General features: G+C 69.2%; 13 protein-coding genes. 3 read left to right on the top strand and 10 right to left on the bottom strand.

The features are described from left to right. The first annotated feature begins 150 nt into the window (after positions 1-150). On the top strand, positions 151-1,122 hold the full coding sequence (locus CXB49_RS18325) for a LysR family transcriptional regulator (RefSeq protein ID WP_101709716.1): 972 nt from the start codon (positions 151-153) through the stop codon (positions 1,120-1,122). A gap of 50 nt (positions 1,123-1,172) precedes the next feature. Here CXB49_RS18325 and CXB49_RS18320 read toward each other — a convergent pair whose 3' ends face one another. From CXB49_RS18320 to CXB49_RS18275, 10 genes are all read right to left on the bottom strand, one after another. Further along, on the bottom strand, positions 1,173-1,928 hold the full coding sequence (locus CXB49_RS18320) for a GGDEF domain-containing protein (protein ID WP_158300946.1): 756 nt from the start codon (positions 1,926-1,928) through the stop codon (positions 1,173-1,175). A 408-nt stretch (positions 1,929-2,336) separates the two neighbouring features. After that, the gene (locus CXB49_RS18315; protein WP_101709714.1) at positions 2,337-2,765 is read right to left on the bottom strand and encodes an SCP2 domain-containing protein; all 429 of its coding nucleotides are present in this window, start codon (positions 2,763-2,765) and stop codon (positions 2,337-2,339) included. Then, positions 2,752-3,681: a U32 family peptidase gene (locus tag CXB49_RS18310; RefSeq protein WP_101710766.1), complete on the bottom strand. Its 930-nt coding sequence runs from the start codon at positions 3,679-3,681 to the stop codon at positions 2,752-2,754. Before CXB49_RS18310 ends, CXB49_RS18315 begins: the two co-directional genes overlap by 14 nt. Positions 3,682-3,701: 20 nt before the next feature. Further along, on the bottom strand, positions 3,702-4,718 hold the full coding sequence (locus CXB49_RS18305) for a peptidase U32 family protein (RefSeq protein WP_101709713.1): 1,017 nt from the start codon (positions 4,716-4,718) through the stop codon (positions 3,702-3,704). Positions 4,719-4,813: 95 nt separating this feature from the next. Further along, the gene (locus CXB49_RS18300) at positions 4,814-5,164 is read right to left on the bottom strand and encodes a prepilin-type N-terminal cleavage/methylation domain-containing protein (protein WP_101709712.1); all 351 of its coding nucleotides are present in this window, start codon (positions 5,162-5,164) and stop codon (positions 4,814-4,816) included. After that, complete coding sequence (locus tag CXB49_RS18295; RefSeq protein ID WP_101709711.1) at positions 5,164-6,975, bottom strand: hypothetical protein; 1,812 nt, start codon at positions 6,973-6,975, stop codon at positions 5,164-5,166. The genes CXB49_RS18300 and CXB49_RS18295 overlap by 1 nt, the downstream gene beginning before the upstream one ends. Further along, positions 6,972-7,577, bottom strand: a complete 606-nt coding sequence (locus CXB49_RS18290; RefSeq protein ID WP_101709710.1) for a prepilin-type N-terminal cleavage/methylation domain-containing protein — start codon at positions 7,575-7,577, stop codon at positions 6,972-6,974. The genes CXB49_RS18295 and CXB49_RS18290 overlap by 4 nt, the downstream gene beginning before the upstream one ends. Next, the gene (locus CXB49_RS18285; RefSeq protein WP_101709709.1) at positions 7,574-8,080 is read right to left on the bottom strand and encodes a GspH/FimT family pseudopilin; all 507 of its coding nucleotides are present in this window, start codon (positions 8,078-8,080) and stop codon (positions 7,574-7,576) included. Before CXB49_RS18285 ends, CXB49_RS18290 begins: the two co-directional genes overlap by 4 nt. Further along, positions 8,077-8,526: a type IV pilin protein gene (locus CXB49_RS18280; protein ID WP_101710765.1), complete on the bottom strand. Its 450-nt coding sequence runs from the start codon at positions 8,524-8,526 to the stop codon at positions 8,077-8,079. Before CXB49_RS18280 ends, CXB49_RS18285 begins: the two co-directional genes overlap by 4 nt. 103 nt (positions 8,527-8,629) lie before the next feature. Next, positions 8,630-9,013 (bottom strand): SirB2 family protein, encoded by a 384-nt coding sequence (locus CXB49_RS18275; protein ID WP_101709708.1) that lies wholly within the window; start codon positions 9,011-9,013, stop codon positions 8,630-8,632. Between the two features lie 201 nt (positions 9,014-9,214). Here CXB49_RS18275 and recC point away from each other — a divergent pair, with 201 nt between their 5' ends. Both recC and recB read left to right on the top strand, forming a co-directional pair. Beyond that, positions 9,215-12,460 carry an exodeoxyribonuclease V subunit gamma gene (gene recC / locus CXB49_RS18270; protein WP_233492855.1) on the top strand — a complete coding sequence of 1,082 codons (3,246 nt, stop codon included), beginning with the start codon at positions 9,215-9,217 and terminating at the stop codon, positions 12,458-12,460. Next, a complete protein-coding gene (recB, locus tag CXB49_RS18265; RefSeq protein WP_101709707.1) occupies positions 12,457-16,047 on the top strand; it encodes an exodeoxyribonuclease V subunit beta in 3,591 nt (1,196 codons plus the stop codon). The genes recC and recB overlap by 4 nt, the downstream gene beginning before the upstream one ends. Positions 16,048-16,073: the final 26 nt, after the last annotated feature.

Here is a 16,073-nt window from a genome sequence, read left to right as displayed (position 1 = left end):
GGTTTTTTAAATGTAACCTTCAATACTGTGCAGGATTGATGTAAGCTTTTTAAATAAAATACATTCAATCCTGTGAACGGTTGTGCTTGTGGTCTGGTCTGACGGACTTGCCGGATGCGCAATCATGCCAGTTCAGGAATCGCCCCGCTTATGGATACCTTAAAAGCACTGATGGTCTTCATGACCACGGCTGAAAACGGCAGCTTTTCGGACGCCGCGCGCAAGCTCGGCGTATCGCCGGCCGCGATCAGCCAGAGCATCGCCCGCCTGGAACAGGAGTTGGAAGTACGCCTGTTCAACCGCACCACCCGTCAGCTGACGCTGACCGAGGACGGCCGCCGTTTCTACGCGCAGTGCCGCGGCCCGGTCAACAATCTGGATTCCGCGATCAACCAGCTGAAGGCCAGCCGCGACGAGCCGGCCGGCCATTTGCGCGTCAGCATGCCCAATTCCTTCGGCCGCCGTTTCATCCTGCCCATCATGGGGGAGTTCTGCGAACGCTACCCCAAGGTGCGGGTGTTCTTCGGCCTGGACGATCATTTCAGCGATTTGATCGAGGACGGCTACGATGTCGGCGTGCGCACCGGCATGATGCCGGACAGCCGGATGGTGGCGCGCAATCTGGCCCAGATGCCGCTTTATGTGGTGGCCTCGCCCGATTACTGGGACCGCCACGGCCGGCCGTCGTCGCCGGAGGAGCTTGGCGGCTACGACTGCATCAACTTCCAGTTTCCGACGTCCGGCCGCTTGTTCAAGTGGGAGTTCGACCGCAAGGGCGAACGCATTCCGCTTGAGGTCAACGGGACCTACACCTTGAACGACATGGAGGCGGTCGCCGAGCTGGCGCGCCTCGGCATGGGCGTGGCGCAATTGCCGGGCCACGAGGTGGTCCACATGATCCGCAGCGGCGAGCTGGAGCCGGTGCTGACCGACATGGTGTCGCTGGAGCGGTCGATCTATATCTGCTTCCCGCACCGCGACCACATCGCGCCGCGCACCCGCGTGTTCGTCGATTTCGTCGTGGAGAAGCTGGCCGACCATCCGGACATCATGGCTGATCTGCCCGGACTCGATCTGAGCGCCAAGCGCAACGCGCTGCAGCAGGGCGTAAGCGTGGCCTGATTCCGCCTGGCGCGGATGCGAAGGAGGCCGGCTGTGCAGCCGGCCTTTTTTCATGGCGGCGCGGCGGTGTCGACATGGCCGACGACCTGGTTGCGGCCGGCCTGCTTGGCGGCGTACAGGCACATGTCGGCGCGGTGGACCAGGCTGTCCGGGGTGTCGTCGTCGGCGAGCGTGGCCACGCCTATGCTGGCGGTGACGGCGGACGCCGGGGAGAAGTCGGTTTCCAGCAGCAGCTGGCGGATGTTTTCGGCCAGCGTCAGCGCGCCTGCCAGCTCGGTTTCGGGGCAGATGACGATGAATTCCTCGCCGCCCCAGCGCGCCACGGTGTCCAGCTGGCGCGCGCGTTTCTGCAGCACCTTGCCGAAGCGCTGCAGCACGGCGTCGCCGACCTGGTGTCCATGCCGGTCGTTGATGCTCTTGAAGTGGTCGAGATCGATCAGCAGCACCGAGTAGCGTCGGCCGAAGCGGCAGCTGCGCTCGGTTTCGCGCTGCAAGGCCTGATTGGCGCGGCGGCGGTTGGCCAGCCCGGTGACGTCGTCGCGTTCGGCCTGCCGGCGCAATGCCCGCAGCAGGCTGCGCGCCTCGCGCAGCCGACGGACGGCGAACAGCGACATCGACAGCGCCAGCGTGAAGCCTATCAGCAGCACCTCGTCCAGCGAGCTGTCCGGATGGAGGTGGAACCAGTCATCCAGTTTGTCGAACAACTCGAAGTGCACGAACAGCAGAAAGCTGACCAGGTTGAACAGGGCGATCAGGGCCAACTCGATCCGGATGCGGCGCGTGCTGAACGGCCAGTAGTTTCTCATGCTCCCCATCCGCGACAGGTCCAGCTTCATTGCTAGTCCATCGTGGAAGGCGGGGCAAGCGAGCGCGGCCCTTCGGGGCCGCTTTCCGCGCCCCGCATCCAGAAACGGCCGATGCCGCAAAAAGATCGCGAACAGGTTCTAGAGCCTGTTTACGATCTTTTTGCGAGCAGCGCAGCCCAACACAGGAGGCCAGATGCAAGGCGGAGGGCGTAGGCCTTGGTGATTCCAAGGCCTAGCCCGACAACGCGGCAGATGACCTCCTGTTTGGGCTGCCCTTTGGGGCCGCCTTCTGTCGGCGCATGGCTTTGTCAAACGTCTCTTGCAGTGAGCGCACTGCGGTGAGCCGTTTTCCGCGCCCTGCATCCGGCAGAAAACGGCCGATGCCGCAAAAAGATCGTGAACAGGCTCTTAGGCCGCCAACAGCCGCGCCAGCGGGGTCTGGCTCCAGTCTATGCTGTCGAGCAGATTCTTGACCAGCAGGCCCAGTTCGGTATCGCCCTCAACGATCAGGCGGCGCTGGAAGAACAGCGTGTCTGGGTCTTCTTCGCGCAGCAGCAGGCGGGCGAAGTCGGCGCAACTGGCGGACAGCCGCAGATCGGCCTGGCCGCTTCCGGCGCGAAAGCCTTTCTCGTCGGCGGCGAGGCGCAGCGTCAGGCCGGCGTCGCGCAACTCCAGCGCGAAGCGCTTGCCGGCCAGCAGCGAGGCGTCGGCCGGCAGCGCGCCGCTGTCGATCAGGCGGTTCAGCGCGGCGGCGAGCAGGCGGCTGGGCGGGGCGGCGGGCAGCCGGGACAGCAGGCGGGCCGCGGCGGCGGGCAAGGCGAAGTCAGGGACGCGCATCGTCGTTCTCCAGTGTGTGGATGCCGGCCCGGCCGCGCCAGTAGCCGTCCACCAGTTCGCCCGGCGCCGCGGGGCGCAGGCCGGACAACAGTTTCGCCGCCGGCGCGCCGTCCAGCCGTTGTCGGAAGGCCCGCACCACGGCGCCGGTGTCGGCGGATTGAGGGCTGATGCGCACGCGGTCGGCCCCGATGGCGGCGATGTCGTCCAAATGAGGCAGCAGCGCCTGGCAGCCGTCGGACAGCGTCTGTATGCCGTTGATGGCGAGGAAGCCCTGGCCGTCGCGGGTGGCGAGGCGCAGGCCGTCCGGATGCTCTAGACAGCGGAACTGGCAGTCGTCCTTGCTCAGCCGGTAGTGGCGCGCGGTGAAGCAGCGGGACGACAGCGCCAGCGGCAACCGTCCCCAGGCGAACACCTCGGTCTCGATGTCCAGACCGCGGCGGCGGGCCTCGGCCAGCAGCGCGGCCAGCGTGTCGCGGCTCATTTCCAGCGGCGGCAGCCAGCGGCGGGCGCCGAATCCGCGCATCACCGCCAGCGCGTCGGTGTTGTACAGGTTCAGATGGTGGCCGGCGACGAAGGGCAGCCGTTTGTCGCGGGCGAGCCGGACGGCGCCGAGGTCGTTGGCCTCGATGGCGAGCTGACCGTTGTCGATCAGTTTGCGCACCCGTTTGAGATCGGATTCGCTCTCGATCAGCGCCTGGCAGGACAATACGGTTTCACGGCCGGCGGCGGCCAGCTCGGCGGCCAGCGCGATCCAGTCGCCGCTGCGCAGCAACTGGCGGCGGCCGCACACTGTTTCGCCCAGATAGAGGGTGTCCAGCGGCCAGTCCGCGGCGTCGGCGTAGAAACGCAGCACTTGCTCGCGCGGCCAGAAAAACAGCAGCGGGCCGAGCGATAGTTTCAGCGGTATCGGGGGCATGCGGGCATCCTCGGCGGTATTCATTTCCATGGGCGGTCGTAGGCGCCCAGCGTCTGTTGGCAGCCTTCGGCCACCCTCGACAAGGCCTGTTGCCATTCCGGCGACGGCCGATAGCGTTCGCCGTCGCGTCCGGCGGCGTCCAGCGCCTGGCGCAGCGCGCGCGTCACCTGGGCGACATAGGCCGGGCTGCGCTGGCGTCCTTCGATCTTGATCGCGGAGACGCCGATTTCCCGCAACTGCGGCAGTACGGCCAGCACATTCAGGCTGGTCGGCTCCTCCAGCGCGTAATAGGTGTCGCCCTGCACGTCGAAGCGGCCCTTGCACAATGTCGGATAGCCGGCCGGCTGGTCGTGCTCGTAACGGTCGATCAGGATGCCGGCCAGCCGCGCGTCGAGACCGTCGTCGCTGTTGCGCCATTCGACAAACTTGGCCGGCGAGCAGACGCCGTGGCCGTTCGGCGATTCTCCGGTGGCGTAGCTGGACAGCAGGCAGCGTCCCTCGGCCATCACGCACAGGCTGCCGAAACCGAATACCTCGATTTCGACCGGGCTGCGCGCGATCACCTGGCGCACCTGCTCCAGCGTCAGCACCCGCGGCAACACCGCGCGGCGGATGCCGAACTGCTCGTGCATCAGCCGGATCGCTTCGTGGCTGGTGGCCGAACCTTGCACCGACAGATGCAGCCGCAGGCCGGGATGATGGCGGCTGGCGTAGTCGAGCAGACCGATATCGGCCAGGATCACCGCGTCGACGCCGAGATCGGCGGCCTGGTCCACCGCGCGCCGCCAGCGGGCGGTGTCGCCGCCCTGGGCATAGGTGTTGATCGCCAACAGCACCTGCCGGCCGCGGTCGCGGGCGTAACGTATGCCGACGCGGGCGGTGTGGTCGTCGAAGTTGAGGCCGGCGAAGTTGCGGGCGTTGGTGTCGTTCTTCAGGCCGAAGTAAACGGTGTCGGCGCCGTTGTCGACGGCGGCCTTGAGCGCGGGCAGGCTGCCCGCCGGGCACACCAGTTCCGGCAGTTGCTGTCTGGCTGGCATCGGAGGTCGGGGAAATGTCAATGCGCAGACAGTAGCAGAGGGCGACGGGGCGGCCATTGCGCTGGGTCAACGCGTCAGGCGGAGAGCCGCGACGCTCAATGCTCCGGCGCGCTCAGGCTCAGGACATTGGTTTCGCCCTGGCTGTCCACCCATTGCACGTCGACATTGGCGGTGCCGCTGGCGGCGTTGCTGCGGCACTGGAAGCGCGCCAGCGTGCCGCTGGCGGCGGCCGGCGCGTAGCCGGCGTGGTCGCATTCGCCGGCGGCGCCGTGGTGGCGCTGCTCCAGCGCCGATTGCGCCAGATTGGTGGCGGTATTGTAGTCGTTGGCGGCGAACTGGCTGTGCAGCAGTTCGGCCTGCAGCCCCAGCAGGCCGAGCACGCCCACCGCCAGCACCAGCAGGCTGATCATCATTTCCAGCAGGGTGAAGCCGGTCTGGCGTTTCATCAGTTGGCTCCGCTGTCCATCCAGCTGTAAGGCAGCGGCTGGAGCGCGCGCGGTTGGCCGCCGTCGCCGCCGCCGGAACCATTGTCGGGATGGAACGATTCCGGCAGCTCGCGCAGGTCTATCGTGGTGCTGCCGCCCCAGCGGTGCGGCTGGCCGCCGCCGCCCTGCAACACCGCGCTGACGTAGCCATGTATCGTGGTGCTGCCGGCCGAGAACAGCATATTGCCGGCCCAGACGTTGCCGTAGACCTTGGTGAACGCGCCCAGCGTGATGTTGCCGCCCTGGAAGCGGCCGTCGACGTAGCCGCCTGCCAGCAGCACGGCGTTGCCTATCGGCCGCGGCTTGAATTGACCCTGCCGGCAGTAGTCCTCGGGGTAGAGCGTGGGGAAGCCGGCGTTGTCGCAGACGCCGACGCGGCCGGCGTAGTTGACGGCATAGCTCTCGTGCTGGCCGCTGGTCGCGATATTGCCGCTGGCGATGAAGCTGTTGTGATAGCTGCCGTTGCCGATTTCCAGATCGCCGTCGAACCACAGCACGCCGGGCGCCATCGTCGTGCCGCCCAGCTTCCACGCGCCGGGCCGGCTGCCGGCGAAGCAATCGTTCTGCGGCGAATAGCCGTGGCAGATGCGCTGCGCCGGCTCGCCGCGGTGGCAGCGACCCTGGCTGTCGGTGTCGCGGCACAGATAGTTGGCCTGCTGGCCGTCCGGGGACAGCCCCAGCCGGTAGACGCCGTCGTTCAGGCCGTGGATCTTGCGCACGACGACCTCGATCCGGCCGGCGGCGTCGTGGCGGAACAGGTAATGGGCCTCGCCGCGGTAGTCGTAGGCGTCGATGCGCGGCCGTTTCAGCTGGACCAGCGGCACCGGCTCCAGCCGCAGCTTCAACTGCGGGTCGATGGCGATGCGCATGTCGGGATTGCCGCGGTTATAGCTGGTGCGTCCGCCGACGGTGCCGCTGACCGGCGCGCCCCAGCCTTCGATGTCGACATCGCGCTGGGCGTTCAGCTTGGCCATGCCGCCCATCTGGCGGACGCGCACCGAGCCCTCGGTGTAGAGCTCGCCGAAACGGGCGCCGCCCATCGCGATCTCGACGTCGCCTTTGACCTCGGCCCGGGCCACCGCCGGATCGGCGCCGGGGCTGCTGAGGAAGGCCGCCTTGCCGTTGACCCGCGCCAGCGTGGCGATGGAGGCGTCGCCGCGCAGCGTCAGATTGCCGACCGCCTTCACCGTCTTGTAGCTGCCGTTGCCCAGCTCGATATTGCCGTTGGCGTGCAGCACGTCTATGGCCTGCGGACCGCTGACGACGATGTCGCTGGTGCTCAGCAGCGTGGCGATGCCGGTGACCGAGCCGCCGAGCGTCACCTTGCCGTCCACCGTCATGTCCACCGGCTTGTCGCTGAGGAGATTGACCGAGCCGCCGAGGTCCAGATCGCCGACGATGGACAGCGCCTCGGGGCTGGCGTCGCCGCCGGCGGCTGGGCGGAAGGCGCGCTGCACGGTCACTTCGTGGCCGTCGTACAGGCCGGTGCTGTGGAGGACGATCAGGCCGGGAGGCTGCGACACGGTTTGCTGCTTCAGGCGGAAGCGCGCGTCGTTCGGCAGCGGCAGGCCGGCGGCCAACGCCCGCTCGCCTTGCCGCAGGCCCTCTTCGGCATAGTTCAGCGCCTGGTGGTAGCGGTGCTGGTTCTGCGCGTTGGCGTGGGCCAGCACCAGCTGGCGCGAGGCCGCCAGCAGCACCAGGCTGGCGATGGTCAGCAGGGTCAGCACCGCGAACAGCGTGGCCAGGCCGCGCGGCCGGCGCGGCGCGCTCATGGCGAGACCTCCACCACCGGCCGGTTGCGCAGCGTCACCAGCGCGTGGATGTCGACGCGCTCGTCGGCGGCGCTGGTCGGCGCCCGCGCGGCCACTTCAAGCTCGATGGCGCTGCCGTCGGTGTTGCGGCGGAAACGCAAGGTTTCGACATTGCCGATGTCGACTCGGCTGAGCTTGTTCCAGCGCGCGTCGTCGGCGTCGCATCGCCAGTCGGCCGGGTCCGCTTCCAGCCGCTGGATCTCGCCGCGGCCGGCGCCGTCGCGGCGCAGGCGGAAGGCGAAAAGGCGCTGGGTGCCGGGCTTGCCGTCCGGCGGGGTGTCGTAGCCGTAGCGCAGGCAGCGGCCGCCTTGTTCGATGTGGATGCGGCCGTATGGGTTGGCGGCCGGATCGCCGTCGCCGTTCCAGTAGCCGGCGCGGCGCAGCTCCATCGCCATCAGCGACAGCGCGCCGTCCAGCATTTCCCCAAGTTGCGCCTGCCGTCGCTCCCGGGCCTGGCTTTCCAGCAGGCCGACCAGCAGGCCGGACACCGCCAGCAGCAACAGCAAGCCTATGGTCATACCCACCAATAGTTCCAGCAGGCTGACGCCTTGCTGCGTCCTCATGGGCAGCTGCCCGCGGTGGTGACGAACAGGCCGGTGGCCAGCAGCGTCAGCTGCGCCGAGCGGCAACCGGCGCGCGCCAGGTGCAGGTCCAGCTGTTTCAGCGGCCGGCCGGCCGCGTCCTGGGGCATGCCTCTAAGCGGCGAGAAGGCCAGCTTTTGCGGCAGCGGCGGGGTGGACGACAGCGCGATGCCGGCATGCTGATCGCTGCCGAGGCAGCGCAGGTCGCGGGCGGGGTCGCAGCCCGGGCTGTTTTCCTGTTCCGATATTTTCATCCGCCAGCCGTCGCCGCTCTGGCCGAATTCGACCCAGATCCGTTTTTGGCGAGTCGTGGCGGCCTTGCGCGCCAGCGCCAGACCGTAGCGGACGTCGTCCAGCGTCCCCTGCAACTGCTGGCGCGCGATCCAGTTGCCCAGCGCCGGCAGCGCCAGGGTCAGCAGCAGGGCCGCCAGCGAGACCACCACGGCCAGCTCGATCAGCGTCAGTCCGCGCTGGCGGCGCCTCATCGCTTGCCCCAGCAGGGCAGCGGCTCCTGCGTCACAGTGTGCTGGCGCTGGGTCAGCGTGATGGTCCGGCACTCGGCGTCGCCTGACTGGGCGCCGCCGGCGATGGCGGTGGCGCGGATGAAATAGCTGGAGGCCGGCTGGCCGCCGTCGGGGATGCCGGTTTCCAGCCGGTAATAGCCCTGGCGGCTGGCGCCGCCGGCGAACGGCGTCTTCAATTCGCCCAGGCCCGAGGCGTAGCCGGGATGGAAGCCGCGGTAGCGCAGTTCCGCCTGTTGCAGCTGGTACAGCGCGTCCAGCGCGTCGCTGCGGCGGCCGCGTTGCATATAGCCCTGGTAGGTCGGGACGGCGATGCCGACGACGATGGCGACCAGGGCCAGCGCGATCAGCAGTTCCAGCAGCGAAAAGCCGGCGTCGTTTCGGAAGACGGCGGGAAGGGCGCGGATCATCTGGCGGCGGACTCCGGGGACGGGAACGGGATAAGGGGCTGCATCACGCGTCCCTACTGTGTCCTAGAAGCCGCGGCCGGCGCAGTCAAGCCGGCACCCCGGATCAGGGCAGAGGCAGGACCAGTTTGGTTTTGGCCACCAGCACGATGTAGATCACGGTGAGCAAGGCGGCGATGAAGGCCGTTGCGCGCCGCCGCGGCGTGGAACCGCGCAGCGCGATGGTGCCCAGGATCACGTAAGCGACCAGGCCGGCGATCTTGGCCAGCAGCCAGGGGCTCTGCAGAACGGGCCAGCCGCCGATCACCACCAGCGCGATGGCACAGGCCAGCAGCAGGGTGTCTATCACGTGCGGCAGGATGCGCAGCGGCTTGTTTTGCAGCAGATGGCCGCGGCCGCCCATCATCAGCGCGCCGCGGGCGGCGAACAGTAGGATGGACAGATAGGCGAAGCCCATGTGGGCGTGCTTGACGATCAAATATGGATACATGGCGGGTCGATCGGTGAGGCGCGGGGCGCGCCGATGCCGGCCATGGTACACGGCGCGGGCGGCGTTTTGTAGCGAGTGCGTCCGCGCGTCCGGCGGCGGGAATGGGTGATGTCGATGGCATGGCGGCATTGAATGTCATCGGCGCGAAGCCGGCATTGACGGGCGTCAATCGCCGCCGGTTCGCCGGCCGGCCGCCGCGCGATGCTACAATCCGGCCATATCCGCATCCAGGCGCGCGCGCACCATTCCATGCTGTTTCTCTACCAATCCAACCGTCTCGAGCAACTGGGCGAGCTGTTCTGCGGCATGACGCGGGCGATGCCGCTGGCCGATCCGTTCGCGGCGGAGACCGTGATCGTGCAGAGCCGGGGCATGGGGCGCTGGATCACGCTGGACGTCGCGCGCGAGGCCGGCGTGGCCGCCAACATCGATTTCGCGCTGCCGGCCGCCTTCGCCTGGCGGTTGATGCAGAAGGTGATGCCGGATCTGCCGCGCAAGTCGGCCTTCGTGCCCGAGGTGCTGGCCTGGCGGCTGCTGGCCCTGCTGCCCACGCTGGAGGGCGAACCGTTCGAGCCGGTGATCCATTACCTGGAGGGCGGAGAGGCCGCGGCTTTCGAGCTGGCCGGCAAGATCGCCGACATCTTCGACCAGTACCTGGTGTTCCGCCCGGACTGGATACGCGCCTGGGAGGCCGGCGAGCTGTCGGGCCTGGGCGACGACGAGGCCTGGCAGGCGGCATTGTGGCGGCGGCTGGCCGAAAGCGATCCGGGCCGCCACCGCGTGCGCATGCTGGATCAGTTCTTCGCGGACCTGAAGCCGGAACATCTGCCGCCGCGGGTGACCTTATTCGGCATCGCGTCGCTGGCGCCGATGTATCTGGCGCTGGTCAAGCGGCTGGCCGAGCTGACCGACGTCTGCCTGTTCACGCTGAACCCCTGCGAGGCGTACTGGGGCGACATTGTCGACGCGCGCCGCAAGTTGAAGCTCAGGCAGGCCGGCGATCTGTTCGCCAGCGAGGGCCATCCGTTGCTGGCGTCGTTGGGCAAGCAGGGGCGCGACTTCTTCGAGCTGATCGCCGAGGACGCCGAACTGGACGCCAGACCGCTGTTCACGGCGCCTGGCGGCGACAGCCTGCTCGCCCGACTGCAGCGGGACATCCTGCAGCTCAACGATCCGTCGCAGCTGCCGCGCGCCTTCGATCCGGCGGACGACTCGGTCGAGGTGCACGCCTGCCATGGCCCGATGCGCGAGCTGGAGGCGCTGAAGGACAGGCTGCTGGCGATGTTCGCCGCCGATCCCAAGCTCAGTCCGGCCGACGTGGCGGTGCTGACACCGGACATCAACGGCTACGCGCCGTATATCGACGCGGTGTTCGGCCGCCGCGACGACGCGCCCAATATCCCGTACAGCATCGCCGACCGGCGCGTCGAGCGCGAGCAGCCGCTGCTGGCCAGCTACGCCGCCGTCTTGCAGCTGGCCGATTCCCGCTTCGCCGCCGACGAGGTGCTGGCGCTGCTCGACTGCCCGGCGCTGCTGGCGCGTTTCGATCTGGCGGACGCCGATCTGGCCTTCGTCCAGGACTGGGTGCGCGTCGCCGGCATCCGCTGGGGGCGGAGCGCGGCGCACAAGGCGTCGCTGGGCCTGCCGGCCGAGGCCGCCTACACCTGGCGCTGGGGGCTGGATCGGCTGCTGTTGGGCACCGTGCTGCCGCCGGCCCTGGCCGGGGACGACGCCGGCCTGTTCGCCGGCCTGCTGCCGCACACCGCCGCCCAGGGGCAGCTGGGCGAGACGCTGGCGCGTTTCGCCGTTTTCTACGACGCGCTGGACGCGCTGGCCGACGAGTGGGCGCGGCCGGCGTCGCCGCAGGACTGGGCGCGGCGCTTCCATCAGGCCGGCGAGCGGCTGTTCCTGGCCGACGGCGACGACGAGGCGGCGCTGGAGTTGCTGCGCGAGGCCTTCGCCGAGTTGGCCGAGGATGCCGAACTGGCCGGTTTCGACCGGCCGGTTGGCCTGGCCGTGGCGCGGGACTGGCTGCTGCGCAAGCTGTCGCTGTCGTCGGCCCAGGGCTTCCTGTCCGGCGGCGTGACCTTCTGCGCGATGGTGCCGATGCGCTCGATACCATTCCGCACGCTGTGCCTGGTCGGGATGAACGACGGCGCCTATCCGCGCGACGAGCGGCCGGTCAGCTTTGACCTGGTGGCGCGCAACCCGCGCCGCGGCGACCGTTCGCGCCGTTTCGACGACCGCTATCTATTCCTGGAGGCCATCCTGTCGGCGCGTGGGTGGCTGTATCTGTCTTATGTCGGCCAGTCGGCGCGCAGTGGCGAGACGCTGCCGCCGTCGCCGCTGGTGTCGGAGCTGCTGGACACGCTGTCGGCGATGTGCGGCGAGGACATGGCGGCGCGATTGACGCTGCGTCATCCGCTGCAGCCGTTCTCGCCCAGCGCCTTCGATGGCGGCGACGCGAGGCTGGCCAGCTTCGAGCCGGTCTTCGCCGCCGCGCTGGCCGCGCCGCCGGCCGAGCCGGCGCCGTTCGTCGCGCCGCTGCCGGACGAGGCGGCGGCGACGGTGGTCAATCTGCACGATTTCATCCGCTTCTGGCAGAACCCGGCGCGGGCCTGGCTGGCCGACCGGCTGGCGTTGCGCGTCGCCTATGGCGGGGACGCGCAGCCGGCGCGCGAGCCGTTCGCGATGGAGCGCGACGCCAGCCAGGCGCTGCGCCGCCAGCTGGTGGAGGCGATGCTGCACCGCAGGCCGTCGGCGCCGGCGCGGGAGCGGGTGGCCGCCGCCGGCCTGCTGCCCTGCGGCGAACTGGGCCAGGCCTGGCTGCAAGAGGAGGGTCGGGCCAGCGTCCGGCTGGCCGGCCGGCTGCCGCGCGCGCTAGGCGAGGAGGCGCTGCCGCCGCAGCCGGTGCATCTGGACATCGCCGGCTTCACCGTGGTCGGCGAGCTGTACGGTCTGCGGCCCGAGGGCCGGCTGGACTTCATCGTCGGCAAGATGAACGCCGCCCAGCGCGTCGCGCTGTGGCTGGGCCATCTGATCCTGTGCGCGGCGAGGCCGGCCGGCGTCGTTCCGCACAGCGCCTGCTACGACGACGCCGGCAGCACGCTGCTTTACGACGAGATCGACGCCGCCGGCCTGCTGACGCCGTGGCTGGTCCGCTGGCGCCAGGGCCAGGCCCAGCCCTTGCCGTTCTTCGGCCGTACCAGCTGGGCCTACGCCGAGGCGCTGGCCAAGAATCCGGACAAGCAGGACAAGGCGCTGGCCGCCGCCTGGCAGAAGTGGGAGCCCAATTTCATTCTCGGCGACGGCGTCGCGCAGAAGGACGAGCCGGCGATCGCGCTGGCCTTCCGCCATCAGTCGCCGCTGGACGATCCGCTGTTCGGCCAGTTGGCGGAGACACTGCTGCTGCCGTTGGCCGAACGGCTGCAGGGAGGCGAGGAATGAACGCGCCGCAGGCGCTGGACGCGCTGAACTGCCCGCTGTCGGGCGTCAACCTGATCGAGGCTTCGGCCGGCACCGGCAAGACCTGGACCATCGCCGCGCTGTTCGCCCGGCTGCTGCTGGAGGCGCGCGACGGCGCGCCGCCGCCGTCCATCGAGCAGATACTGGTGGTCACCTATACCAAGGCCGCCACCGCCGAGCTGCGCGACAGGCTGCGCCGCCGCCTCGGCGAGATGCTGGCCCTGCTGGAAGGCAAGACCGGCGGCGACGACTTCCTGCAGGCGCTGGCCGTCCGCTTTCCGCCGGGGGCGGCGCGCGAGCAGGCGCGGCAACGGCTGACCGCCGCGGTCAACGGCTTCGACGCCGCCGCCATCTACACCATTCACGGCTTCTGTCAGCGGGTGCTGACCGACGCCGCCTTCGAGAGCGGCCAGACCTTCCAGGCCGAGCTGGTCGAGGACGACGCGGCCAGGTTGGCCGAGATCGTCGACGACTTCTGGCGCCGCCGCATCGTCGCCGCGCCGCTGCTGGCCCAGGTGCTGGTGGAGAGGCGGGAGACGCCGGACGCCTGGCTGGCCGAGATCCGCCCCTATCTGTCCAAGCCCTATCTGAAGCTGCGGGCGCCTGACGCCGTCCGGCTGGAGACCGCGCAGCGGCTGGTCTTCGAGCGCTGGCAGGCTTTGGCCTGCGATCCCGAGCTGGCCGAGGCGGGCTTGGCGCTGTTCCTCGCCCATCCCGGTTTCAAGGCCAATATCTACCGGCCGGACACGATGGCACGCGTCGCCGGCAATCTGCGCGGCTGGCTGGCCTTGCCGGACGCGCTGCCGGAGCTGGACAGCGACAGCCGCAAGCTGTTGGACAAGCTGAGGCCGGAGGCGCTGGCCAAGGGCATGAAGAAGGGCGGCGACGCGCCGGTCCATCCGTTGTTCGAGCGGATGGAGGCCTGGCTCGCGGCCTGGGACGTCTATATGGACCAGGTGGCCAATTCGCTGGCCGGGCTGAAGCTGGAGCTGATCGCCTGGGCCAACGAGGAGTTGGCGCGGCGACGCGGCGTCGAGCGCAGCCGCAGCTTCGACGACTTGCTGACCGACCTCGGCGCGGCGCTGGACCATCCGCAAACCGGTCCGCTGCTGGCGGCGCAGGTGGCGGGCAGCTTCTCCGTGGCGCTGATCGACGAGTTCCAGGACACCGATCCGACGCAATATCGCATCTTCCGCCGCTGCTTCGTCGAGGAGGCCCGGCCGGTCTTCCTGGTCGGCGATCCGAAACAGGCGATCTACAGTTTTCGCGGCGCCGACATCTTCGCCTACCTGGCCGCCCGTCACGACGCCGAGCGCCAGTACACGCTGGACACCAACCGTCGTTCCGACGAGCCGCTGGTCGCCACCGTCAACGCGCTGTTCGGCCGCGAGCTGCCCTTTTTGCTCGACGGCATCGCCTACCAGCCGGTGGCGGCCAGCCCGTCGTCCGGCGGCCGGCTGGAGGTCGACGACGACCGCGCGCCGTTCAATGCGCAGTGGATAGCGGCCGGCGAAAAGGAATTGAGCAAGGAGGTGGCCGAGCAGGCCGCGGCCGAAGCCTGCGCCGACGAGATCGCCCGCTTGCTGACGCTGGCAGTCGCGGGCCGCGCCGCCATCGTCAGGGGCGAGTCGAGGAGGCCGCTGGCCGGCGGCGACGTCGCGGTGCTGGTGGCCACCCACAGCCAGGGCGACCGCGTGAGGAGCGAATTGCGCGCGCGCGGCGTGGCCAGCGTGGCGCTGACTCAGGAGAGCGTGTTCGCCAGCCGCGAGGCCGGCGACATGCTGGCCCTGCTGCATGCCTGGGCCGAGCCGGCCAACGAGGGCAGGCTCAGGCGCGCGCTGGCCACAGAGCTGGCCGGACTCGACGCCGCGCAGATCAAGACGGAGCTGGAGGACGAGGCGCGCTGGGAGCGGCAGCTGCTGAAGAACGCCGACGATCACCAACGCTGGCGTGAGCGCGGCTTCATGGCCGCCTGGCGGCATTATTTCGCGCGCGAGCGGGCGGCGGAGCGGCTGTTGCCGCTGCCGGACGGCGAGCGGCGGCTGACCAATCTCGGCCATCTGGCCGAGTTGATCCAGCAAGAGAGCGAGGGCCGCCAGGGCATGGCGCCGCTGCTGTCGTGGTTTTCCGCCCGCGTCGCCGATCCGCCGCGCGGCGAGAACGCGGTGCTGAGGCTGGAAAGCGACGCCGCGCTGGTCAAGATCGTTACCGTCCACACTTCCAAGGGCCTGCAGTATCCGGTGGTGTTCTGCCCCTTTTTGTGGAACGGCGCGCTGGAGCGGCGCGGCGCCAGTTTCTGGAGCTATCACGACGGCGACGAACCGTGGCTGGCGCCGGAGGCGGCCGCGGACGACGGCGTCCGGCAGGCGGCCAGGAGCGAGCTGCTGGCCGAGAAGCTGCGCCTGCTGTACGTGGCGCTGACCCGCGCCCAATACCGCCAGTACATCGCCTGGGGCTGGGTGCGCGAATTGAAGACCGCCGCGCTGTCCTGGCTGCTGCACGCGCCGCGCGCGCGCGACCTGGCGGCGTTGGAGGCGCTGGAGCTGGACGGCGGTATGGTGGCGGCGCAGTTGCGGGCCTTTCTCGACGCGCGCGGCGCGGCGGCGCGCTGGCTGGACGGAGACGGGCGGCAGGCGCTGGCCGGCGGCCGCGAGGCGGGCCGCGTCTACGCCGCGCGGCCGTTCGAACGTAAATTGTTCACGCCATGGAAAATCGCCAGCTTCACCTCGCTGACCCACGACGCCGGCAGCCATCTGGCCGAAGCCCCCGATTACGATCGCGTGCTCAGGACGGTTGAGGCCGAGCCGGAGGCGGAGCCGCTGCGCGACCGTTTCCACTTCCCGCGCGGGGCCAAGGCCGGCATCTGCCTGCACGATATTTTCGAGAGGATCAGTTTCGGCGCCGGCGACGAGGCCATCCGCGCGGCGGTGGCGGAAGCGCTGGACCGGCACGGTTTCGGCGCCGAATGGCTGGACGCCGGCTGCGAGCTGATCGTGTCGACATTGCGCGCCGAAATCGCTCCGGGCGCGCGCCTGTGCGATGTCGCCGACGGCAAGCGGCTGATCGAGCTGGAATTCACGCTGCCGGTGAAAAAGCTGGACGTGGCGGCGCTGATCGCCGTGTTGCAAAAGCCGGAGCACGGCCTGGCCGAGCCGTTCCGGCAGGCCGCCGCCGAGCTCGACTTCGCCAGCGTGCGGGGCTTTCTGAAGGGCTTCGTCGACCTGGTCTGCGAGGCCGGCGGCCGCTTCTATCTGATCGACTACAAGTCCAACCACCTGGGCGACGATTACGGCGACTATCACGAGGAAGGTCTGCTGCGGGCGGTGGCGCGAGAACATTATTATCTGCAGTATCTGATTTATCTGGTGGCGCTGCGGCGTTACTTCGTCGCGCGCGGCGCCGATTGGCAAGGCCGTTTCGGCGGCGTGCGCTATCTGTTTCTGCGCGGCGTCGGCGAGACCGGCTGCGGCGTATGGGCCGACGAGCCGGCGCCGGCGCTGCTGGACGCACTGGACGCCTTGCTGGACGGCGGCGGAACCAAGCGCAGCCCTGGTAGTTCTACTCAGTGATGGCGACCGGGGACTGCAACTAAGCT

It is taken from the genome of Chromobacterium sp. ATCC 53434 (genome assembly GCF_002848345.1).
Classification (GTDB): domain Bacteria; phylum Pseudomonadota; class Gammaproteobacteria; order Burkholderiales; family Chromobacteriaceae; genus Chromobacterium.
Note: the sequence above shows the minus strand (reverse complement) of the source record. Positions and strands in the feature narration are given on the sequence as shown.